This window comes from Sphingomonas daechungensis (genome assembly GCF_014489495.1).
GTDB classification, from domain to species: domain Bacteria; phylum Pseudomonadota; class Alphaproteobacteria; order Sphingomonadales; family Sphingomonadaceae; genus Sphingomicrobium; species Sphingomicrobium daechungense.
In genome coordinates, this window is the sequence record NZ_CP060780.1 from 1,801,680 (window position 1) to 1,821,837 (window position 20,158).

At 62.2% G+C, this 20,158-nt stretch carries 18 protein-coding genes and 8 pseudogenes; 17 read left to right on the top strand and 9 right to left on the bottom strand.

Annotated elements, in window-relative coordinates; all coding sequences use genetic code 11:
* Positions 1-17: 17 nt before the first annotated feature.
* Complete coding sequence (locus H9L15_RS09715) at positions 18-1,373, top strand: efflux transporter outer membrane subunit (protein ID WP_187715866.1); 1,356 nt, start codon at positions 18-20, stop codon at positions 1,371-1,373.
* On the opposite strand, the gene H9L15_RS09720 is transcribed toward H9L15_RS09715, so the two are convergent.
* The gene (locus tag H9L15_RS09720) at positions 1,362-1,823 is read right to left on the bottom strand and encodes a M16 family metallopeptidase (protein ID WP_187713956.1); all 462 of its coding nucleotides are present in this window, start codon (positions 1,821-1,823) and stop codon (positions 1,362-1,364) included. The two genes, H9L15_RS09715 and H9L15_RS09720, sit on opposite strands and share 12 nt — an antisense overlap.
* Before the next feature lie 302 nt (positions 1,824-2,125).
* On the bottom strand, positions 2,126-3,778 hold the full coding sequence (locus tag H9L15_RS09725; protein WP_187713957.1) for a M16 family metallopeptidase: 1,653 nt from the start codon (positions 3,776-3,778) through the stop codon (positions 2,126-2,128).
* A 43-nt stretch (positions 3,779-3,821) separates the two neighbouring features.
* Here H9L15_RS09725 and H9L15_RS18830 point away from each other — a divergent pair, with 43 nt between their 5' ends.
* The 13 genes and pseudogenes from H9L15_RS18830 to H9L15_RS17550 all read left to right on the top strand — a co-directional run bounded on the left by H9L15_RS18830 (position 3,822) and on the right by H9L15_RS17550 (position 13,210).
* Complete coding sequence (locus tag H9L15_RS18830; RefSeq protein WP_262984766.1) at positions 3,822-4,295, top strand: aminotransferase class III-fold pyridoxal phosphate-dependent enzyme; 474 nt, start codon at positions 3,822-3,824, stop codon at positions 4,293-4,295.
* A 131-nt stretch (positions 4,296-4,426) separates the two neighbouring features.
* Positions 4,427-5,103, top strand: a pseudogene (locus tag H9L15_RS18835) (aminotransferase class III-fold pyridoxal phosphate-dependent enzyme).
* A 43-nt stretch (positions 5,104-5,146) separates the two neighbouring features.
* Positions 5,147-5,422, top strand: a pseudogene (locus H9L15_RS18840) (oxidoreductase); the annotation flags it as partial.
* Positions 5,423-5,562: 140 nt separating this feature from the next.
* A pseudogene (locus tag H9L15_RS18845) lies at positions 5,563-6,102 on the top strand (oxidoreductase); the annotation flags it as partial.
* Positions 6,103-6,191: 89 nt separating this feature from the next.
* A pseudogene (locus tag H9L15_RS17535) lies at positions 6,192-6,389 on the top strand (FAD-dependent oxidoreductase); the annotation flags it as partial.
* Between the two features lie 74 nt (positions 6,390-6,463).
* Positions 6,464-7,225 (top strand): NAD(P)/FAD-dependent oxidoreductase, encoded by a 762-nt coding sequence (locus tag H9L15_RS17540; protein ID WP_223276724.1) that lies wholly within the window; start codon positions 6,464-6,466, stop codon positions 7,223-7,225.
* Positions 7,222-8,411: pseudogene (locus tag H9L15_RS09740) on the top strand (P1 family peptidase). Before H9L15_RS17540 ends, H9L15_RS09740 begins: the two are co-directional and overlap by 4 nt.
* A complete protein-coding gene (locus H9L15_RS18850; protein ID WP_262984767.1) occupies positions 8,408-8,989 on the top strand; it encodes an aldehyde dehydrogenase family protein in 582 nt (193 codons plus the stop codon). Before H9L15_RS09740 ends, H9L15_RS18850 begins: the two are co-directional and overlap by 4 nt.
* Positions 8,914-9,606, top strand: coding sequence for an aldehyde dehydrogenase family protein (locus H9L15_RS18855; protein ID WP_262984768.1), 693 nt, complete (start codon positions 8,914-8,916; stop codon positions 9,604-9,606). The genes H9L15_RS18850 and H9L15_RS18855 overlap by 76 nt, the downstream gene beginning before the upstream one ends.
* Positions 9,607-9,644: 38 nt before the next feature.
* Entirely contained in the window at positions 9,645-9,977 is a 333-nt protein-coding gene (locus H9L15_RS18860) for an aldehyde dehydrogenase family protein (RefSeq protein WP_262984973.1), read from the top strand.
* The gene (locus tag H9L15_RS09750; RefSeq protein WP_187713958.1) at positions 9,974-10,675 is read left to right on the top strand and encodes a CoA transferase subunit A; all 702 of its coding nucleotides are present in this window, start codon (positions 9,974-9,976) and stop codon (positions 10,673-10,675) included. Before H9L15_RS18860 ends, H9L15_RS09750 begins: the two co-directional genes overlap by 4 nt.
* A 1,033-nt stretch (positions 10,676-11,708) precedes the next feature.
* Positions 11,709-12,428 carry a CehA/McbA family metallohydrolase domain-containing protein gene (locus H9L15_RS17545; protein ID WP_223276144.1) on the top strand — a complete coding sequence of 240 codons (720 nt, stop codon included), beginning with the start codon at positions 11,709-11,711 and terminating at the stop codon, positions 12,426-12,428.
* Complete coding sequence (locus tag H9L15_RS17550; RefSeq protein ID WP_262984769.1) at positions 12,425-13,210, top strand: CehA/McbA family metallohydrolase; 786 nt, start codon at positions 12,425-12,427, stop codon at positions 13,208-13,210. The genes H9L15_RS17545 and H9L15_RS17550 overlap by 4 nt, the downstream gene beginning before the upstream one ends.
* 115 nt (positions 13,211-13,325) lie before the next feature.
* Here H9L15_RS17550 and H9L15_RS09760 read toward each other — a convergent pair.
* From H9L15_RS09760 to H9L15_RS19625, 5 genes and pseudogenes are all read right to left on the bottom strand, one after another.
* A pseudogene (locus H9L15_RS09760) lies at positions 13,326-13,634 on the bottom strand (2Fe-2S iron-sulfur cluster-binding protein); the annotation flags it as partial.
* Positions 13,540-14,763, bottom strand: a complete 1,224-nt coding sequence (locus H9L15_RS09765; RefSeq protein WP_187713959.1) for an NAD(P)/FAD-dependent oxidoreductase — start codon at positions 14,761-14,763, stop codon at positions 13,540-13,542. The gene H9L15_RS09765 and the pseudogene H9L15_RS09760, both read right to left, overlap by 95 nt.
* Positions 14,760-15,937 (bottom strand): annotated as a pseudogene (locus tag H9L15_RS09770) (acetyl-CoA C-acetyltransferase). The gene H9L15_RS09765 and the pseudogene H9L15_RS09770 overlap by 4 nt, the downstream one beginning before the upstream one ends.
* Positions 15,915-16,802, bottom strand: a complete 888-nt coding sequence (locus tag H9L15_RS09775) for a thiolase C-terminal domain-containing protein (RefSeq protein ID WP_317617482.1) — start codon at positions 16,800-16,802, stop codon at positions 15,915-15,917. Before H9L15_RS09775 ends, H9L15_RS09770 begins: the two are co-directional and overlap by 23 nt.
* A 23-nt stretch (positions 16,803-16,825) precedes the next feature.
* Complete coding sequence (locus H9L15_RS19625) at positions 16,826-17,080, bottom strand: hypothetical protein (RefSeq protein ID WP_317617483.1); 255 nt, start codon at positions 17,078-17,080, stop codon at positions 16,826-16,828.
* A gap of 23 nt (positions 17,081-17,103) precedes the next feature.
* Between H9L15_RS19625 and H9L15_RS09780 the strand changes: the two genes are divergently transcribed.
* Positions 17,104-17,460, top strand: a complete 357-nt coding sequence (locus tag H9L15_RS09780) for a Zn-ribbon domain-containing OB-fold protein (RefSeq protein WP_187713960.1) — start codon at positions 17,104-17,106, stop codon at positions 17,458-17,460.
* A 124-nt stretch (positions 17,461-17,584) separates the two neighbouring features.
* Here the strand turns inward: H9L15_RS09780 and H9L15_RS09785 are convergent.
* Positions 17,585-18,576, bottom strand: a pseudogene (locus H9L15_RS09785) (CaiB/BaiF CoA transferase family protein).
* 121 nt (positions 18,577-18,697) lie between these two features.
* Between H9L15_RS09785 and H9L15_RS09790 the strand changes: the two are divergent.
* Positions 18,698-19,426 carry a ThuA domain-containing protein gene (locus H9L15_RS09790; RefSeq protein WP_187713961.1) on the top strand — a complete coding sequence of 243 codons (729 nt, stop codon included), beginning with the start codon at positions 18,698-18,700 and terminating at the stop codon, positions 19,424-19,426.
* A gap of 55 nt (positions 19,427-19,481) precedes the next feature.
* Here H9L15_RS09790 and H9L15_RS09795 read toward each other — a convergent pair whose 3' ends face one another.
* Positions 19,482-19,940 (bottom strand): TetR/AcrR family transcriptional regulator, encoded by a 459-nt coding sequence (locus H9L15_RS09795; protein WP_262984976.1) that lies wholly within the window; start codon positions 19,938-19,940, stop codon positions 19,482-19,484.
* Between H9L15_RS09795 and H9L15_RS17555 the strand changes: the two genes are divergently transcribed.
* A complete protein-coding gene (locus H9L15_RS17555) occupies positions 19,863-20,153 on the top strand; it encodes a hypothetical protein (protein ID WP_223276725.1) in 291 nt (96 codons plus the stop codon). The genes H9L15_RS09795 and H9L15_RS17555 overlap by 78 nt on opposite strands.
* Positions 20,154-20,158: the final 5 nt, after the last annotated feature.

A 20,158-nucleotide genomic window follows, 5' to 3' on the forward strand; every position in this document is an offset into this window, starting at 1 on the left:
GGAAAGTCGCCGGCCTGATGGCGCTTCTGGCGACCGGGTGCGCGTCGATGCAGCCCGCGTATGTGCGACCGGATTCGGCGATTCCCGCATCCTGGCCGCAAGGGGACGCTTATCTTCGGCAGACGGAAGCAGAGCTGCCGGCGGTTACATATCGCGATATCTTCACGGATCCGCGGTTGCAGACCTTGATCGGCCAGGCCCTAGTGAACAATCGCGACCTGTTGATCGCGGCCGCCAATATCGCGACGGCTCGCGAGCAGGTTCGCATCCAGCGGGCACAGCAACTGCCTCAGGTCGATGCCAGTGCTGGAGCAAGCGGCACCGGCGACAGCAACGATGTTTCGACCCGATTCGACGTTGGCGTCGGCATTTCCGGGTTCGAGCTCGACCTTTTCGGACGGCTCAGATCGCTGACGGATGTCCAGCGCAATCGCTATTTCGCAACCGAGTCCGCGGCTCGGGCAACGCGCCTTTCGCTGGTGTCCGACATCGCCAGCGCCTGGCTAACCTATTCGGCGGACGCGAGCCTTCTGAAGATCGCCGAAGACACTGTCGCCAGCGCAGAGAAGAGCGTTCGACTGACTCGAGCACGGCTGGAAGGCGGTATCGCTCCGCGGACAGACCTTCGGCAGGCACAGCAGATCCTCGAGGCGGCGAAGGCAGACGCTGCGGACCAGCGGACTGCGCTTGCCCAAGACGTAAACCTGCTTCGCCTGCTAGTCGGCGCGGAGATCGACCCTTCGCTGCTTCCGGCCTCGATCGATCAGGTTGCGCCGACCGTGAAGGAACTCCCGGCAGGACTGGATTCGACGATCCTCCTGCGGCGTCCCGATGTCGTCGAGGCGGAGTACCAGCTTCGTGCGGCCAATGCGCAAATCGGCGCTGCACGGGCAGCTCTATTTCCGCGAATCACTCTGACCGGACTCCTCGGGTTCGCGAGCACGTCGATCGCGGGCCTCTTCAGTGGTGGCGCTTTTCAGTGGAGCCCTGCCGGAAATGCGACCTATTCCATTTTCCAGGGCGGTGCGGGGAGGGCAAACGTCCGACTGACCGAAGCGCAGAAAGCCGCCGCTGTCGCGACCTACCAGCAGACGATTCAGCGAGCGTTCCGGGAGGTTTCGGATGCGCTAGCCCGCCGCGGCACTATCGATGAACAGTTGCGGGCTCGCCAGGCTCAGCGCGAAGCCGCTGCAGACACCTACCTGCTCACCGAAGCTCGATATCGGAACGGGATCGATAGCTTCCTCAACAGCCTCGATGCGCAGCGTTCGTTCTATTCGGCGCAGCGCACGCTCGTGCTTAGCCGCCTGGAAGCCACCAGCAATCTTGTGGAGCTTTATCGCTCGCTGGGCGGGGATTCGTCACTTGGATGAGGGCTTAAGCCCCACGTCGACGCGGATGATGGTGCCCTTGGTGAATTGCCCGGCTGCCTGAGCAAGGTCCGAAGGGGTGACTGCTTCCAATTGAGTGCGCAGCTGTTCGTGCGAGCGTAGCCCGCCCGTTTCGACGAACTCGCGCGCAAGCTTGGCCACGATCTCGTCATTGCTTTGAGCTGCGCTGATATCGCGTCCGAGCAGGTGACCCCTCGCTGAGTCCGTCTCCGCCGCGGTTGGGGGCTGACTCGCCAGCCTGGCGAGTTGAGCACGCAGCTCGGTTTCCATCGCGTCAGCCTTGTCCGGATCGACGCCGGTTGAGATCGTTGCCCAGCTCTGCCGTCCGTTGCTCCTGAAAGAGCTGTAGATGTGATAGACCAGACCCTTGTCACGGATTGCAGAATTGCCGAGCCGACCCGAATAATCGTGCGTCAGAACATAGAGCAGCATCCGCCACGCGAGCGCCCCCGGGTGCCGGGAGGGGCCCTTCGACCACATAGCCTAAACCACCTTGAGCCAGAGGTTTGGCGATATGCTCGATGATCCTTTTCGGGGCCCATTGCTTACTGTCCTGCCTCCCGATGAGCTGACCTCCCGCGACCCCGCCCAGTGACTTTTCGAGGGACGTCACAACCGCTTCTGGTTCGACGTTTCCGCTAACAATGACGGCAATTGGCTCGGGGGACTGCTGGCATGGGGCAGCATCCCGTTCGCCATGAGCTGTTGAAGCCGCGTCTCTGGATCCTCGCTTTTCACCTCCGGAGACGCGGGACCGGACTTTGCGCCGGCAGCAACCTCATCGATAAGCTTTGCCAAATCCTTCGGAGATCCTGATCGCGCCACCGTCCCCAATCCCGCGAGGTCCGCCGGAGCATCGCCTTGGGATGCAGGGCGAGAAAGCAGCATTTCAACAACGACTGTGTCCGACAGCGGGCTAATCTGCACGATGGCTGGCAGGCCGCCTGACAGACGACGAAGCTGCGGAGCTTGTACGGGCACGGATTGTGCACTGGAGCCGACGCGGTCGTTAGCTGACTTCGGGCTACCCACTCCCAACGCAGCGGGTTGTGAGTGGCCGGGACCATCCACCCGACTGTGAGCTTGTCCGGCGTCAGATAAGCACGTGCGACCCGCTGCAAGTCCGTCGGGCTCACCCGTTCGACGGCCTTTGGCAGGGTAAGAAGGGCGTCGAGCGCGCCAATTCCTTCAAAGAATGCGAGCTGATGCGCCGCGTCTTCCGTCGTGAGGACGTCTTCGTCGAGAACCCGGAGCAACGAATTCTTCGCGGCAGCCATCTCGGCATCCGGCACCAGCCGGTCACGCAGTAGCGCAATCTTGCCGGCGAGTGCTCGTTCAAGTTCCGCTTGAGTTGCTTTTGTATCGATCGAGCCGCTGATCGTGAACAGGAACGGGTCATGCGTGGCCGGCAGCCATGTCGCGATATCCGCGGTTGTGCCTGACAGCCGCGACCCTTCGACGGCTGGGCTGCCGGACCAGCCGCTCTGCCTGGGATTCAGTCCAGGCGAGCCGGCGAGAATCTGCTGAAGAAGCAGGAAAGCAGGAAAGTCGAGGCTCGTTGCAGCCGGAGCTGGGAAGGCCAGCTGGAAATACTGCTTGTCGACCGCTCCGAGCAGGCGGAAATGCCTCTCTCCGTGCTGCGGTGCTTCCGCCGTGTAATGCGGAACGGTGACCGATCTTGCGGGAACGTCGGCCAACGCTTTCGCGACAAGCGCGCTGGCGCTGGCGGGATCAAAATCCCCAGCGATGGCTAGTACCGCATTTCCCGGCGCGTAGTGGCTCGCGTAGTAGGTCCTCGCGTCGTCGATCGTCAGCCGCTCGACATCGCTGACATAACCCGCCATCGGGCTACCGTATGGGTGCGACTGGAGCGCCGTACGAACGACGGCGTCCTGCAGGACTCCTGCCGGGTCGTTCTCGTAGCTGTGCAGCTCGGTGACTACCGCGCCTTTCTCGATCGCGATGGCTGCCGGATCGATCGTCGTCCGAGCCATTCGATCGGCCTCGATCTTGAGAAGCCGCTCCAGTCCGTCCTTTGGCATGGTCGCGAAATAAGTCGTCTGGTCCATCGCGGTGTAGCCGTGCCACTCACCGCCGGCGTCGTAGATCAGCTCTGTGGCCGCGGCATACGGGAAGTTCTCGCTGGCACGAAATGCGAGATGCTCGAGAAAGTGTGCCAGGCCTGTCTTGCCCGTCACCTCTGCGGCGGAGCCGCTCTTGTAGAGCATCTGCACGCTGACCACGGGAAAGCTGTGGTCGTCCAGCATGATGACGGTCAGACCATTAGGCAGGTGGCTTACGGAGGCCCGATCGAGATCGAGTTTCGCGACCGCGGGTGAAGCCATGGCCATTGCCGCCGACGTCAGGAGCGCAGTGATCGCTTTCATCAAGCGGCATTGAAGCCAAAGCTGTAGACGTTAGTCTAGCGTAATGATTGCGGGGCACGTCTTTCATCGCTTCACCTCGGCCGCCCCGCCGATCGCCGACCGGGGCGATGGGCTCTACATCTTCGATGCGAACGGGCGCCGTTTCGTCGATGCCTGCGGCGGCGCGGCAGTATCGTGCCTCGGCCACGGCCACCCGGAAGTGATCGAAGCGATTGCGCGCCAGTCGGAACGTCTCGCCTACGCGCACACGGGATTCTTCACGACCGATGCCGCCGAGGAGCTTGCTTCAATCATGGTTGAGCAGTCGCCCGGTTCCCTCGATCGGGTCTGGTTCACCGGCAGTGGATCGGAAGCGATTGAGGCCGCGCTGAAGCTTGCGCGCCAGTACCATCTGGAACGCGACGATCCCGGTCGGTGCCGCTTGATCGCCCGCCGCCAGAGCTACCACGGCAATACTCTTGGAGCGCTTGCCGCGGCGGGAGTATCTGGAGGCGGACGCCGTACGAGCCGCTGCTGATCGACGTCGCCGTGATAGAGCCTTGCTTCGAATATCACTTTGCCGAGGCCTGGGAGAGCGCGGAGATCTACGCCCTCAGGGCCGCTCAAGCTCTCGAAGAGGAGATTCAGTCACTGGGCCCCGAAACCGTCATGGCGTTTATCGCGGAGACGGTTGTCGGAGCGACTTCCGGCGCCGTTCCTCCAGCCGGAGAATATCTCAAGCACATTCGCGAGATCTGCGACCGGCATGGCGTGCTGTTGATCCTCGACGAGGTCATGTGCGGAAGTGGGCGGACAGGGACTTTCCTGTCTTGCGAGCAGGACGGCGTCGTTCCCGACATCGTCACTTTGGGGAAGGGACTTGGGGCGGGCTACCAGCCAATCGGCGCGGTGATGTGCACGAGCGAGGTTTACGATGCCGTCGCGCAGGGTCGGGTGCCCTAAAGCATGGCCAGACCTACAACGGGCATCCGGTCGGATGTGCCGCGGGATTTGTTGTCCAGCAGGTTATTCGCCGCGAGGGCCTTCTGGGGCGGATCGTGGCAGCCGGTGAACGGCTGCAGCAACTCCTGTTCGAGCGTTTCGGCGACCATCCAAATGTCGGCGACATTCGCGGCAGGGGACTGCTGGTGGCTCTCGAACTCGTCGCCGACCGCCAGGGCAAGGAGCCGTTCGATCCCGCTCTGGTCATGCATCAGCGCGCCAAGGCCGATGCCTTTGAGCGCGGCCTCCTCATTTATCCCGGCGGGGGACGGTCGATGGTCGCATCGGCGATCACATCCTGCTGGCGCCGCCGTACAACGTTACTGACGACGAACTCGAAATGATCGTCGACCTGCTTGTTCAAACGATGGATTCGATACTGCCCTCATGACCCGCGATCCACGCTACGACATCTTGTTCGAGCCAGTCCGCATTGGACCGGTGACCGCGCGCAATCGCTTCTACCAGGTGCCACACTGCACCGGCATCGGCTGGACGCAGCCTGAAACCCTCGCGCGGCTCCGCGGGATCAAGGCCGAGGGCGGATGGGCGGTCGTCGCGACCGAAGAGACCGAGATCCATCCCACCGGGGATTGCGAGCCGTTTCACGAAGGGCGCCTTTGGGATGATCGCGACGTCCCGGCGATGGCGCTCATGGCGGAGGCGGTGCATGAGCATGGCGCGCTGGCGGCGATCGAGATCATGCACCACGGGGCTTCAACCGCGAACTGGGGGACGCGTCTAGCGCCGCTCGGGCCTCGCATCGCCCGATCATCTATTATTCGCCCGTCCAGGCACGCCGAATGGACAAGCAGGACATTCGCGACCTTCGGAATTGGCATCGCGATGCGGCGATCCGATCGAAGACGGCGGGCTTCGACATCGTCTATGTCTACGCGACGCACGACCTCTCGATCGCGCAGCAATTCCTTGAGAAGCGCAAGAACGACCGGATCGACGAATATGGCGGAAGCCTGGAGAACCGAGCGCGACTGCTCAGAGAGTTGATCGAGGACACCAAGGACGCTGTCGGCGACAGATGCGCCGTGGCCGTGCGGATTGCTGCCGATGAGCTGATGGGTGATGCCGGCCTTACCCATGACGGCGAGGCTCGCGATGTGATCGCCATGCTCGCCGAGCTCCCCGATTTGTGGGACGTCAACATCTCGACCTGGCCGAATGACAGCCAGACGTCCCGCTTCGCCAAGGAAGGCTTCCAGGAGCAGTACACGAGCTTCGTGAAGTCGCTGACGACCAAGCCGGTCGTGGGCGTCGGACGGTTCACTTCGCCGGACACGATGGTGTCGCAAATCCGTCGCGGCATTCTCGATTTCATCGGCGCGGCGCGACCGTCGATCGCCGATCCCTTCCTTCCGAAGAAGATCGAGGAAGGACGCATCGACGACATCCGTGAGTGCATCGGCTGCAACATGTGCGTTTCGAGCGACTATACCTCGACGAATCTCCGCTGCACGCAGAACCCGACGATGGGGAGGAATGGCGACGCGGCTGGCACCCTGAAATCATCCCGCCGAAAAAGTCGGAAGGATCGGTTCTCGTCGTCGGCGCCGGGCCGGCGGGACTCGAGGCAGCTCTTGCTGCGGCACGTCGGGGCTTCGAAGTGCATCTTGCCGAAGCGACGTCCGAACTCGGCGGACGCGTGACGCGCGAGAGCAAGCTTCCGGGCTTTCAGAATGGGCGCGGGTGCGCGACTGGCGGGTGGGCCAGCTTGAGCGGATGGGAAATGTGTCGATCTACCGCGAGAGCGCGCTTGAGGCCGAGCACGTCCTCGAATTTGGTGCCCGGCACGTTGCCTTGGCCACCGGTTCGACTTGGAGAAGCGACGGCGTCGGCCGCGATTCTGGTTTCGCGGTGCCTGGCTTCGGTGGTGCAAACGTCTATTCGCCCGACGACTTGATGAGTGGGCGGCTCCCAACAGCGGGTCCGGTAATCATCTGGGACGACGACCATTACTACATGGGCGGCGTCCTCGCAGAGCAATGCAGGGCAGCGGGCTTGGAGGTCACGTTGGTCACGCCAGCGGCAACGCTATCGGCCTGGACAGTGAACACGCTGGAAGCGGTACCGATCGCCAAGCGGATCGCCCGGCTGGGAATTGATGTCGTGACCTACGCGAGCGTCGTCGGGTTCGACGGCAGTAAGGTGAAATTGGTTAACGCGCTGACCGGAGAGCAACACGAGCGCCCTTGCGCATCACTGGTAACCGTAACCGCTCGCCTGCCCGACGAGAATTTGTACCTTTCACTTGAGGAGGTGAAGGACCGGTGGGAAGGCGCAGGGATCGCCTCGATCACGCGCGTCGGCGACTGCTGGGCCCCAAGCACCATCCAGCAAGCCGTATACACCGGTCACAAGTGGGCGCGCGGGCTGGATGAAGCGCCGGAAATCATCATCCCGCGTGAATTGCCGATGATCGAGTCAGGGAGGGTGAAGGTCACGACATGAGGGCCTTGGTCGCGTTCCTGGCAATCGCCGTCGCCACGCAGGCAGAAGGCCGCGCCCGCGATCTTGGGATTCCATTCGAGGGAACGCCGGGACCGCTGAACGCAATCACCGACGTTCCCGGCGTCGAAGTCGGACAGAAGACACTGGTCGAGGGCGAGGGCCCACTTATCGTAGGGAAGGGGCCAGTTCGGTCTGGCGTCACGATCGTCTTCCCCGCGGTCACGGCAATCTGAAGCCAGTCTATGGCGGCTATTTCAATCTCAATGGCAACGGCGAAATGACCGGCCTCGCCTACATGCAGGATTTCGGAACGATCAGCGGCCCGATCGGCATCACCAGCAGCAACGCCATTGGTCACGTCTACGCCGGTATCCAGGAATGGGCAGTCCAGCACGGCGGGGAGGCCGTCTATCCAGTCGTCGCCGAAACCTGGGACGGCTGGCAAAGCGACATCAACGGATTCCACGTTCGGCCCGCCACAGCCAAAGCCGCGCTCGACGCCGCAAAAAGTGGCCCGGTTGAAGAGGGTGTCGTCGGCGGTGGCACCGGCATGCACTGTTTCAGCTTCAAGGGCGGAATCGGAACGTCGTCTCGTGCAATTACCGCAGGCGCAAAGTCCTATTCCGTGGGCGTGCTCGTCCAGTGCAACACGGGCGATCGAAAGGTGCTCCGCATCGCGGGTGTTCCCGTTGGCCGCAACCTCCAGAACAGCTGGCTGCCATGTTACGATCCGCGGCAGTCCCGGCCTGATCAGACGCCGAAATGCGGTACCGAAGGCAGGGCGCTTCCCGATAGCGGATCCATCATCATCGTCGTCGCGACTGACGCTCCATTGATGCCGGTCCAGCTTAACCGGGTGGCAAAGCGCGCTGCGCTCGGCCTCGCTCGCCTGGGTTCCTATTCGGGTACCTCTTCGGGGGACCTGATCGTCGCCTTCTCCACCGTGCCGGAGTCCGTGAACGGACCGGACCAGAAAGCACCGTCGCCGCTCACGCCGATTGCCGACACTGAGGTGAACGCGGTTTTCGAAGCAACCGTACAGGCTACCGAGGAGGCGATCGTGAATGCGCTGGTCGCCGCCCGAACTTCGACGGGTGCCGACGGGTACACGATGTATGCTCTGCCGCACGGCGAGCTTCAAGCGATCCTGAAACGCTTCGGCAGGCTGGAAGAGCGAAAACCATGAACCTTCCCCGCGTTACATATTCCAACACCGGCGAGGACTTCTCAGGGGTCCATGCCCATCTCGACGCGATCATTCCCGAGGTCGAGGCGCGCTTGCTGGAGAATATTCGTCCCAGCTTCATCGGCGGTGAGGATCGTCCTGAAGGCCAGATCGTCACTGCTCGAAGCCCGATCGACTACAGCCTCATCCTCGGCGATTTCCCTCAAGCCGACCACGGCATGATCGACGACGCGGTCGAAGCGGCGCAGGCGGCTTATCCGTCGTGGCGCGCGATGGGATGGCCAAGGCGCGTCGGGATCCTCCGTGCCGCGGCCGACGTGCTGGAGGAGCGCAAGTGGGACCTTTCCGTTGCGTGCCTGATCGAGGTCGGAAAGTCGCGGCTCGAAGCGGTCGGCGAGGTCGAGGAAGCGATCGACCTTCTACGTCATTACTGCAACGAGATGGAGCGAACGGACGGCTTCCGCGAAGACCGTCCGGGGCGTCCGCTGCCGAGAAGTGCAGCGTGGTTCTCAGGCCCTACGGGGTGTTCGCGGTCATCGCGCCGTTCAACTTCCCGGTCGCGCTGTCGGTGGGCATGATGTCGGCGGCGCTCGTGGCGGGGAACACCGTAGTGTTGAAGCCCAGCGATGCCGCTGGTCTAACGGGTCGCCTGGTCGTCGAAGCGCTCGTCGAGGGCGGCCTACCGCCCGGCGTGCTCAATCTCGTCCAAGGCGGGCGCGAAACGGGCGAGCTGCTGGCCAGGCACGCAGGTATCGATGGTTTCGCGTTCACGGGATCGAACGCCGTAGGCATGACCATCCTGAGGCATGCCGTGACCTCACAGGCGACGCGTCCGGTCCTTGCGGAAATGGGCGGAAAGAACCCCGCATTCGTGACCGCCAACGCAGACCTGGCTCTGGCCGCGACGGGCGTCGCGCGTTCGGCGTTTGGCTTGTCGGGCCAGAAATGCAGTGCGGCATCGCGGGCATATGTCCACCGATCAATATTCGAAGGCTTCCAGGAAGCCCTGGTAGAGACGACGGGCAAGCTCACGGTCGGCGACCCTCGACAGGCTAACGTATTCATGGGGCCGGTCATCAATGACAAGGCACTGGATCGCTTCGGCAAGGCAACGGCGGCTGCGGCATTCGACGGTTCGATCGTCCGGGGAGGAGAGAGGCTTGAGGGCGGCCTGTTCGAGGCGGTGCTTATGTAGAGCCGACGATCGTCACCGGCCTACCAAGTGACCACTGGATCAACCGCGACGAGCTTTTCTTGCCCTTCGTCAGCCTGATCCCGTTCGACAATTTGGATGAAGCCATTGCGGATGCGAACCGGAGCGCCTTCGGCCTGACAGCCGGTGTCTACACGCGGGACGAGCAGGAACTTGATCTGTTCCTTAGCAGGATCGAGGCGGGGGTACTCTATGCCAACCGGGCGGCCGGAGCGACCACCGGTGCCTGGCCCGGCTTCCAGACCTTCTGCGGCTGGAAGGGGTCGGGAACGACCGGGAAGGGCGGTCTTGGCAGCTGGTATGTGCCGCAGTTCATGCGCGAACAGAGTCACACGGTGTTCGACGCGCAGTGAACAAGCTTTACGACAGTCCCAAAGCCGCGCTCGCCGGCCTTCTGCACGACGGCATGACGATCATGTCCGGTGGCTTCGGCCTCTCGGGGAATCCTGAAAGCCTGATCCCCGAGATTAAGGCCGCGGGGGTCAAGGACCTCACGATCATTTCGAACAACGCCGGTGCCGATGGCTTCGGTCTTTGGCATCTTCTGCAAACGCGGCAGGTTCGGAAGATGATCTCGTCCTACGTCGGCGAGAACAAATTGTTCGAACAGCAGTATCTGTCCGGAGAGCTGGAACTCGAGTTTAATCCCCAGGGAACACTGGCAGAGCGGATCAGGGCAGGGGGCGCCGGTATTCCCGCCTTCTTTACTGCAACGGGCGTCGGCACTGTCGTGGCGGATGGAAAGCCGCAGGAGACGTTCGAAGGCCATCACTACGTTCGCGAGACATGGCTTCGAGCTGACCTGTCTATCATCAAGGCTTGGCGTGCGGATACGGAGGGCAACCTTCAGTTCCGCAAGACCGCCCGCAACTTCAATCCCGTGATGGCGACGGCCGCAAGAACCACCGTCGTGGAGGTCGAGGAAATTGTCGAAGCCGGGAAAATTGATCCTGACTGCGTCCACACGCCGGGAATCTATGTCCATCGAATCGTGAAGAGCACGACCAACGAAAAGCGTATCGAGAAGTTGACGGTGAGGCCTCGGGAGTAGGGAGCGGTGCCGATGCGGGCCTGGCTACAACTGGCATTGATTGCGGCACTGGCTTTCGGGCTGACGGTCGGCGCAAGGGCTGAACGAGAGCCGGTGCTGAAGCAGGTCGACCTGCCGCATAGCTACTATTGGCGCGAGCTTTACATCCCGCAGCTAACCACCGGTCCTTCGAGCGTCGCGTTCGAACCCGATGGCAAGACATTGATTTATTCGATGGGCGGCTCCCTCTGGCGGCAGGCGATCGGTTCTGAAGAAGCGACCGAGCTGACGCATCCCCGCGCTGCCTGCGACTATCAGCCCGATGTCTCGCCGGACGGACGCTCTGTGCTGTTCACCCGTTATGACGGGACCGGCCTTGAGCTTTGGCGTCTGGATCTTGCTTCAGGCCGTGAGCAGCGGCTGACTTCGGGCGGTGCGGTGAACGTCGAGCCGCGGATTTCACCGGACGGCAAGCGGATCGCCTGGGTGTCGACCACGGGGACAGGACACTTCAACCTCTTCGTCGCGGATCTCGGCCCCGGCGGCTTGACGAATTCTCGCCCATTGCTTGGTGAGCGGCAGAGCAAGATCGCTCGCTATTACTATTCGACCTTCGATCACGCCTTGAATCCGTCCTGGACACCAGACGGCAAACGGATTCTCTACGTGACAAATGACGAGGTTGCCTGGGGAACCGGCGACATCTGGTCGGTCGCCGTCGACGATCCGGCCGATCGTCGACGAATCCTGAGTGAAGAGACGAGCTGGAGTGCCCGTCCGGAGATGTCGCCCGACGGCAAGCAGGTCCTGTTCGCAAGCTACCACGGCCGCCAGTGGCGGCAGCTTTGGTTGACGACCCCGAAGGTGCGGCCGCGCTTCCGCTCACGTTCGGCGAATTCGACTTATCCAGCGCGCGCTGGTCGCCGGACGGCGAACGCATCGCCTACATCAGCAACGAAAGCGGGAATACCAGTCTCGCAGTCCGGGATTACTATGGGGGCAGACCCTCCAGGTCATCCCCAAGTCGCGCCGATTCAAGTCACCGCAGGCGCGGTTGGTCATCGATATTCGGGACGAGCACGGGACGAGCGTGCCGGCCCGCGTTGCTGTCATCGGGAGCGATGGCCGGGCGATCGCTTCGGCGAATGGCTGGATGCATGCCGACGATGGCTTCAACCGGAAGCTGCAGGCCGCCGAAATGCACTATTTCCATTGCCCTGGGCGCTGCGTCCTGGAAGCTCCGGCGGGCAAAACGACCGTCTGGGTTCAGCGAGGCTTCCGCTATCTGCCGTGGCAAGAGAGCGTCGAGCTGAAAGCAGGTTTCGAAAAGCTGCTGTCGGCTCGCTTAGAACTGAACGACCTGCCCACCGCTTTCGGGAAATTCCGAAGCGCCGACCTCCATGTGCACATGAACTACGGAGGCGCCTACCGGAACACGCCGGCCAACTTGACTGCCCAGGCCCAATCTGAAGACCTCGACGCAGTCTACAACCTCATCGTCAACAAGGAGGAGCGGATACCGGACATAGGTATTCCCGTTGGCTGCGATCCAGCCAGCACTCCCGGCACGCTAGTCATGCATTCGCAGGAATTCCACACCAGCTACTGGGGGCATCTCGGCCTGCTCGGTCTATCGGATCATGTTCTGACACCCGACTTCTCAGCCTATCGCCACACGGCGCTCGCAAGCCCGTACCCATACAATGGGAAGGTCAGCGACCTGGCTCACGCGCAGGGGCGCTGGTCGGATATGTCCATCCGTACGACTGGGTGATCGATCCGGCTAAGGAGAAATCGCTGTCCAACGAGCTTCCGGCGGACGTCATCAACAACAAGGTCGATTACATCGAGATTGTCGGTTTTTCGGATCACAAGTCGACAGCGAACATCTGGTATCGACTGCTCAATCTGGGCTTTCGGATACCGGCAGGCGCCGGGACGGATGCGATGGCCAATTATGCCTCGCTCCGAGGCCCTGTCGGGATGAACCGGGTGTTTCTCGAAACTGGCGGAGAACTGAACCCGGAAGCATTGGAAGCGGCACTGAAGGCGGGCCGAACCTTCGCCAGCAATGGACCAATGCTGGGGTTCGAACTCGAAGGTAAGCGTCCTGGTGGCACCGTGGTGAGCCACGGCCCAGGCGTGATGCACTACCGCGTTGCGCTACGGTCGCCAGTCAGCGTCGATCATCTTGAGCTCGTCCAGAACGGCAAGGTGGTGAAAACTTTCACCTTAAGCGGCGATCGTCGGAAATCGGACTTTGAGGGCGAGCTGAAGATCAGCGAGGGCGGGTGGATTGTCCTTCGCGCCTGGAATGACGACTCCGATCCGCAGGTGCTGGACCTCTACCCCTACGCGACGACGAGCCCGATATATCTCGAGCTTCCGGGCGGGGCTCCTCGTGCCCCGGCTGACGCACTTTACTTCTCAGCCTGGCTGGATCGCGTGATCGCAGATGCGGAAAGCAGGACGGACTTCCGCAACGATCGAGAGAGGAGTGAAACCCTTTCGTACCTGCGCGATGCGAAGAATAGATTCGAAGCGCTAGCAAAGTAAGAGCCAACCCCTCATTCCTCGGGGCGACCGTGACCCTTAAATGATTCAGATCGTCGGTCACCGGGATTTGGCAGGAGAGCCGGCTGTTCGGCTGGCGCGCATCGGCGCTATCCAGGAGGTCGTCTTCGTCGCTGCCCATCGGCCGCAAGCGCGCTAGCCAGTACTCGTCGACATAGACGTGGCAGGTCGCGCATGAGCAATTCCCACCGCACAAGGCGAGAATCTCCTCGATGCCACCGCCGCGCAGGTTTTCCATCAGTGATCGACCGGTTGTTGCGGTCACGTCCTGCTGGCTTCCGTCGCGGGTCGTAACGTGAATGATTGGCATGTCAGGCAACCAATGATTTGAGTGGAACGGAGTCGTCTTGCAGCGCGACCCGGTCGAATCGCGCCTTCTGTTCGACGAGCTTGCGGCCCTGGACATAGTCCCTGACCAAGTTGACGCAGTCTAAGGCAACTAGACGCTCGTTCCGGAAATAGAGCACGCTGAAACGATCGCTCGATGCATCTCCGCGAACCAGAAAGTCGTCATAACCGGCATTCAGCCCAACCGTTTGGAGCTTGACGTCAAACTGGTGCGACCAGAACCATGGCGTCGCATGGTAGGGTTCTGCCTGCCCGATGATGGACTTCGCGGCCGTCATTGCCTGGTCCGTCGCGTTCTGGACGGACTCGACGCGTACCGGATAATTCGGCCCAAACGGGTTATGGTGAAGCGCGCAATCACCAACCGCGAAAACATCCGGAAGGTTCGTTCGGCAGCATTCATCGACGAGCACGCCGTTGGAACTTTCAGCACCAGCCTCGATCAGCGGTTCGACACTCGGCTGAATTCCAATTCCCACGATGACGATGTCCGCATCGACCGTCGAGCCATCACCGAGAAGAACTCGAGCGACCCGTCCCGACGAGCCTTCGATGCACGTGACGGTCGCATTCATCAGAAAATCGACGCCGCGCGCCTCATGTTCCCGGACAAAGAAGTCACTGATCGGTCCTGCAGCAACGCGCGAAAGCGGGCGGTCCAGCGCTTCGATTACGGTCACCTGCTTGCCCGCCGAGACGAGGACTGCTGCCGCCTCCAGGCCAATGTAGCCGCCGCCGATGACAACGACGCGGTTTGCGGCCTGAAGTTCGCCGCGCAGCCGATCGACATCTGCCCGCGTACGGATCGTGTGCAGGCCTTCGAGATGACTGCCGCCGCAGGAGAGCCGGCGTGGCTGGCCGCCGGCGGCCCAAACGAGCTTGCTGTATCCAAATTCTTGGGAGGCGCTGACAGCAATTCGGTCCATTGCGTTAATCGCGATGATGTCATGGCCGCGGACCAGCTCGATCTTCTTCTCCGCCCAAAAGTGCGGCTGGTGAAAGAGGATGCTTTCGAATGGCTTTTCGCCGGCGAGATAGTCCTTGGACAAGGGAGGACGTTCATAAGGAAGATCGCTCTCCGCCGTGACGATCCCGATACTGCCATGGAAGTCGAGATGGCGAAGCGCGGCGGCGGTCTGCACACCGCCGTGCCCACTCCCGACGATCAGGACGTCGAAATGCGTCAATGAAGCGCCTCGACGATCGTGGCATTTGCGATGCCGCCGCCTTCGCACATGGTCTGAAGGCCGAAACGCGCTCCGCGTCGCCGGAGCTCGTGCACCAGCGTTGTCATAAGCTTGGTCCCAGTTGCGCCGAGGGGATGGCCTAGAGCGATTGCGCCACCGTTGACGTTCAAGCGAGTGGGATCAGCTCCGATGTCGTGCAACCACGCTAGTGGCACGGTGGCGAAAGCCTCGTTCACCTCAAATAGGTCAATATCCTCAAGCTTTCGACCCGACCGTTCCAAGATTCGCCGCGTCGCTGGTACCGGCTCCATCAGCATAATCACCGGGTCGCCCGCCGTGACGGCCAAAGCGTCCACGCGCGCTATCGGGGTCAATCCATGCTCCTTGAGCGCCCTCTCGCTGGCGATGAGAAGGCCAGAGGCTCCGTCGCAGACCTGACTCGCATTGCCTGCGGTGATCACTCCATCGGGCTTGAGGGTCTTCAGACTTGCGAGCCCCTCCATCGACGCGTCGTAACGGATGCCTTCATCGCGCACGTGCTCACGCTCCTGGCCTTCGGGTCGACCACGGTCACAGGGACGATCTCCAGGGCAAATTTTTCGGCCTCGGTAGCGGCGGCTGCCTTTCGGTGACTCTCAAGCGCGAAGCGATCGAGAGTCTCCCGGGTCATCTGGTAATTGCGGGCGATCATCTCCGCGCCGGTGAACTGGCTGAATTCAGTGACTCCGAACCGATCTTTGATCGCCTCGCTCCATGGCCCAACGCCCAAGCCGGCCTGCATCGGCAGCATGAACGGCGTACCCATGGGCACGCGCGTCATACTTTCGATCCCTGCGGCAATGACGAGATCCTGCGTTCCGCTCATCACGGCCTGAGCGGCGAAGTGGAGCGCCTGCTGGCTGCTTCCACATTGCCGGTCGATGCTGACGGCGGGGACACTCTCCGGGAGCTTTGACGCGAGCACGAGGTTGCGCCCGACGTGGAAGCTCTGTTCTCCGACCTGGCTGACGCAGCCGACGATGACGTCGTCGATCGCGGCTGGATCGACTCCGCTGCGGTCCACGAGCGCATTCAACACCTGCGCTCCCAAGTCCGCCGGGTGCCAGTCCTTCAGAGCTCCGCCGCGCTTTCCACCGGCGGTTCTGGCTGCTTCAACGATATAGGCTTCCGCCACTTATGTTCCTTCTAGGCCGCAAGACCGAAAATTGCGGTTGCCTGACTGGACAGGGTTCCGCCGTTGGTATGAGCAAGCGCAATCTCGGCGCCGGGAATTGGGCTGGCCGCATCGCCGCGCAGCTGTCGAACGCTCTCGACGATCGCGAACAGGCCGTACATGCCAGGATGCACGCATGAGAGTCCGCCACCGTTGGTGTTGACCGGCAGGGTTCCACCAGGAGCGATGGCCCGCTCGAGACGAGCGAACCGCCTTCACCCTTCGCGCAAAAGCCAAGATCCTCGAGGAACAGGATCGTGTTGATGGTGAAGGCGTCGTAGAGCTGGACGACGTCCACGTCTGAAGGGGAAATGCCAGCCTGCTGCATCGCTCGGGGCCCGGATTCTGACGCGGCCGTCATGGTCAGGTCCGGCATACTGGTAATGTGGTGATGCGAAGTTGCTGCGGCGGCTCCCAGAAGCGAGACGGCCTTCGGTCTGGAGTCCCTCGCACGGTCTGAGCGGGTGAGGACGATCGCGGCAGCACCGTCGGTGACCAGGCAGAAGTCGCTCTTCGAAAGGGGTGAAGTGATCATGCGCGAGGCGAGGCAATCGTCGATCGTCAGATCGCCCGTCGCGAATGCTTCGGGATTTCGGTTGGCCCACTGGCGAGCCGCCACCGCCACGGCAGCGAGATCTTCGCGCGTGGTTCCGAATTCGTGCATGTGCCGGGCGGCGGCCAAAGCGTAGCCACTGGCCGGGAAGAGCGGTCGATAGGGTGCCTCATACGGGGATGGGCGGGCCGGGGTCGAAAGCTTCCCGCCGCTGCTGCGCTGGTTGGAACCGTAGGCCAGCAAGGCGACGTCGATTTCTCCGGCCTCGAGCATCGCCGCCGCCGTAATCAGATGACTTACCGGCGCAGAACCCCGGTCCGGTTGCAATCGGTGAATTTCGGATGGACCCCCAGATGCTCGGCCAAGCTGAGACCCGCGAACATGTCGTCGGGCAGGCAAATGAACAGGGCGTCGACTTCGCTCAGTTCAACGCCTGCGTCGAGCAGTGCTTTCAGCCCCGCCGTCGCTGCCATTTCCAGCGAGGACTCACCGGGGCACTCGCCGATCCCGTGGGTCGCAGCTCCAACGACCGCCGTCTTGCCGCGAGTCACTGCCCGCTCCATAGATCAAGATCATGGGGCCGGAGCAGCAGTGGCGCGAAGCGCTTGGTCGCGGGGAATTTCGTCTCCAGCGTGCGATCGCCAGCGGTAGGGTCTTCTTCCCTCCACGGGTTGCTGAGCCTGGGACGGGCGATCGCGACTGGGAGTGGGTCTCGGCGTCCGGAGAGGGCGTCGTCCATTCGGTTACAGTCGTGAACCCGCGTCCACCGGAGGATGCTTACGCGGTCGTCCTGGTCGATCTCGCCGAGGAAGTTCGGGTCATGAGCAACGTCGTTGGTGTTGCCCCAAATCAGATTCACATCGGCATGCCGGTCCGGGCGACAATTCGCGGGCGCGGAACAAACGCGATTCTGTTGTTCGAACCGGCCTAGCATCCGCAGAGCGCTCCGCTCGCTTTCAGCGACGCGATTTCCTGATCGGCGAATCCTGCCGCCGAAAGGATCGCCGCGCCGTCGCTTCCGTGCGCCGGACCGGGCTCCCCAATCTCCCCCGGCGTCACCGAGAAATCCGTGGGAATGCCGGGAAGCGCATCTTGCCCGAGGCGGTCTCGCGCTCCTTCCAGAAACTTGCCTCTTCGAGATGCGGGTCGTGCAGCAGGTCCGTCATGCTGTGGATCGGCATCGCCGGAATTTGCGCGGTCTTAAATAACTCCATCCATTCGTCGTTGGTTCGCTGCCGCATCACGTCGGCGAGGCGGCCAAGCACGGTGCCGATGTTGTGAGTCCGATCCGCGATGGTCTTGAACATCGGATCCCGCGACCACTCGGGGTTTCCGATCGCGTCAAAGAATGACTGCCAGTGACGGTCGGTGTAGATCATCACTCCAATGTAGCCATCAGCCGTGCGGTATGGACGACGCTCCGCGGAGACGACGCGAGGGTATTCGGGCGGGCCAAGCGGCGGGTCAAACAGACTTCCGCTCAGGTGCTCGGCACAGGTGAAACTGACCAGGGTCTCAAACATCGGGACTTCGATCTCTTGCCCGCCGGCGCCCTTCTCTCGGGCAAATAGCGCGGCCGCAATGGCGTAGGCTGCGGTCAGTCCGGCAACCTTGTCGGCAACGACGGTGGCCAAATATGCCGGTTCGCCGCCGTTCAGTCGTGACTGGAGGTCGGCCAAGCCAGCAGCCGCCTGCACGATGTCATCATAGGCAGGGTAGTCACGATACCGTCCCGCGCGTCCAAAACCGTAGAGGTTGGCGTAGATGATTTGGGGTTTGCCTCACTTACCGCGGAATAGTCGAGGCCCAGCCGCTTGATCGCACCGGCACGCATCGAATGCAGAAAAACGTCCGCATCTGCGGCAAGGCGCAACAAGGCTTCGCGCGCTGCCGGTTGCTTGAGATCGAGCGCCAGGCTGCGCTTTCCCCGGTTCAGATTGATGAACATGGCACCGCGACCGGCCTCAGGGCCCGGCGGAAGGAAGCGGGTGGTGTCACCCTTGGGATCCTCGACCTTGATGACGTCAGCACCGAGGTCTGCGAAGATCTGAGTCGCGTAAGGCCCATCAGCACGCTGGTGAGATCAAGAACCCGCACGCCCGCCAGTGGGCCCTTGCCGCGCCCCGCCATCAGCCTAGTCTCGCGCGTACGGGCAAGGGAGAGTCCTGATGCAGGTGCATCTGGTTGCGGCGGGCAAATATCACGACATCGATTTCGCGCGCCTTGAGCTGTTGAAGCTGCTTGCCGAGATCCCGGAAATTCGGACCACTGTCGCAATCGATTACGGCGATCTCGAGCGGCTTGTCGATTGCAGTCTTTTGATCACCTACACCTGCGATGTCGTACCGACCGATGAGCAGGTTGCCGGTCTGACGTCGTTCCTGGAGCGGGGAGGGCGCTGGCTCGCGCTTCACGGCACCAACAGCGTGATTCAGTTCGATAAAGACGGGGCGATCACACCGGATATTGCTCCGGACTTCATGAAGCTGCTCGGCACCCGCTTCGTCGGGCATCCGCCGATCGAGCCGTTCAAGGTCCGGATCAGCCGCGATCATCCGCTCACCGCCGGGATGCGCGACTTTTCGACCCTCGACGAACTTTATTTGTCGGAGCGAATAGCGGACGTCGACGTCCTGATGCATAGCCGTTTCGAAGGCGGCGCGTGTCCTGATTTCGCGGAGGCGGACCAGGCGGCTCAGGACGTACCGATCCTTTACCTTCGCCAAGTCGGGGAGGGCGCGATCCTTTACTGCACGCTTGGCCATTGCCGCGGGCACTACGACCTTAGGCCGCTGTCGAACTTCTGGCCGCATCCACAGCGCTGCAGCTGGGATTACCCGGAGTTTGCGGAAATCCTCCGCCGCGGAATTCGCTGGGGGTTCGACCGGCAAATCTAGTCCTGGGGACGGAGCGCGATGATCTGTGCTTCGAGATTCTCGAGCACGGGATCGATCATGGCTTCGTCGCAACCGTGGATGAGACGGTTGATGGCCATGCCTTCGACGGTGTTCTGGGTGAGGGCAAGCGCGAGGTCGAAGGCCTTGCGATCCTGCTGCCACTGCGGGAAGAGCTGAACGGCCAACTCGTACCAGCGGGCGCGGAACTCTGCCTGAGCAGGCTCGAGGATGCGGGCCAGATTGTTGTCTGTACGAGCGGCAATTGCGAGCTCGACGAAAGCGACGAACGCGGGCTCAGCAACTGCTTCCAGTACGTCCGAACCAGCGTGCGTACGTCGCTGCCCGGACTAGCCGCCGCTCTGCGGAATGCGCGCAACCGCCGGTCGAGCAATTCTGCGATCGTCGCCTGCATCAAGGCGCCACCGTTCTCGAAGTGATGGAGCATGGCACCGCGCGAGAGCCCGGCCTCGGCTGCGACCTTTGGCGTGGTCGTGCCGGAATAGCCGAATTTCACGAGGCAGCGGATGGTGGATTCGATCAGGCGCGCGCGCGTCTGGGCGCTCTTCAGTGCCTGCTGCGTAGGCTCGAATGCGCTCTTCGAAGCGGCGGGTTTCAACGCGGTGCGAGCCATGATTTCTCCAAGGCCGAGCTCGTAAAAAAAACAAGCATGATTGTTTTTGCTTTGACAAGTCAAGTCGGGATGCCGCCTTATAGAAGCATGTTCTGAGGGAG

What these genes read in the sequence shown, in the direction of transcription:
- H9L15_RS09780 (WP_187713960.1), top strand. Translation starts at nt 17,104, where the DNA reads ATGGGGCCGGAGCAGCAGTGGCGCGAAGCGCTTGGTCGCGGGGAATTT.
- H9L15_RS09720 (WP_187713956.1), bottom strand. Translation starts at nt 1,823, where the DNA reads ATGCTGCTCTATGTTCTGACGCACGATTATTCGGGTCGGCTCGGCAAT.
- H9L15_RS09775 (WP_317617482.1), bottom strand. Translation starts at nt 16,802, where the DNA reads ATGCTCGAGGCCGGAGAAATCGACGTCGCCTTGCTGGCCTACGGTTCC.
- H9L15_RS17555 (WP_223276725.1), top strand. Translation starts at nt 19,863, where the DNA reads ATGGAGCATGGCACCGCGCGAGAGCCCGGCCTCGGCTGCGACCTTTGG.
- H9L15_RS09725 (WP_187713957.1), bottom strand. Translation starts at nt 3,778, where the DNA reads ATGAAAGCGATCACTGCGCTCCTGACGTCGGCGGCAATGGCCATGGCT.
- H9L15_RS09790 (WP_187713961.1), top strand. Translation starts at nt 18,698, where the DNA reads ATGCAGGTGCATCTGGTTGCGGCGGGCAAATATCACGACATCGATTTC.
- H9L15_RS18830 (WP_262984766.1), top strand. Translation starts at nt 3,822, where the DNA reads ATGATTGCGGGGCACGTCTTTCATCGCTTCACCTCGGCCGCCCCGCCG.
- H9L15_RS18850 (WP_262984767.1), top strand. Translation starts at nt 8,408, where the DNA reads ATGAACCTTCCCCGCGTTACATATTCCAACACCGGCGAGGACTTCTCA.
- H9L15_RS09715 (WP_187715866.1), top strand. Translation starts at nt 18, where the DNA reads ATGGCGCTTCTGGCGACCGGGTGCGCGTCGATGCAGCCCGCGTATGTG.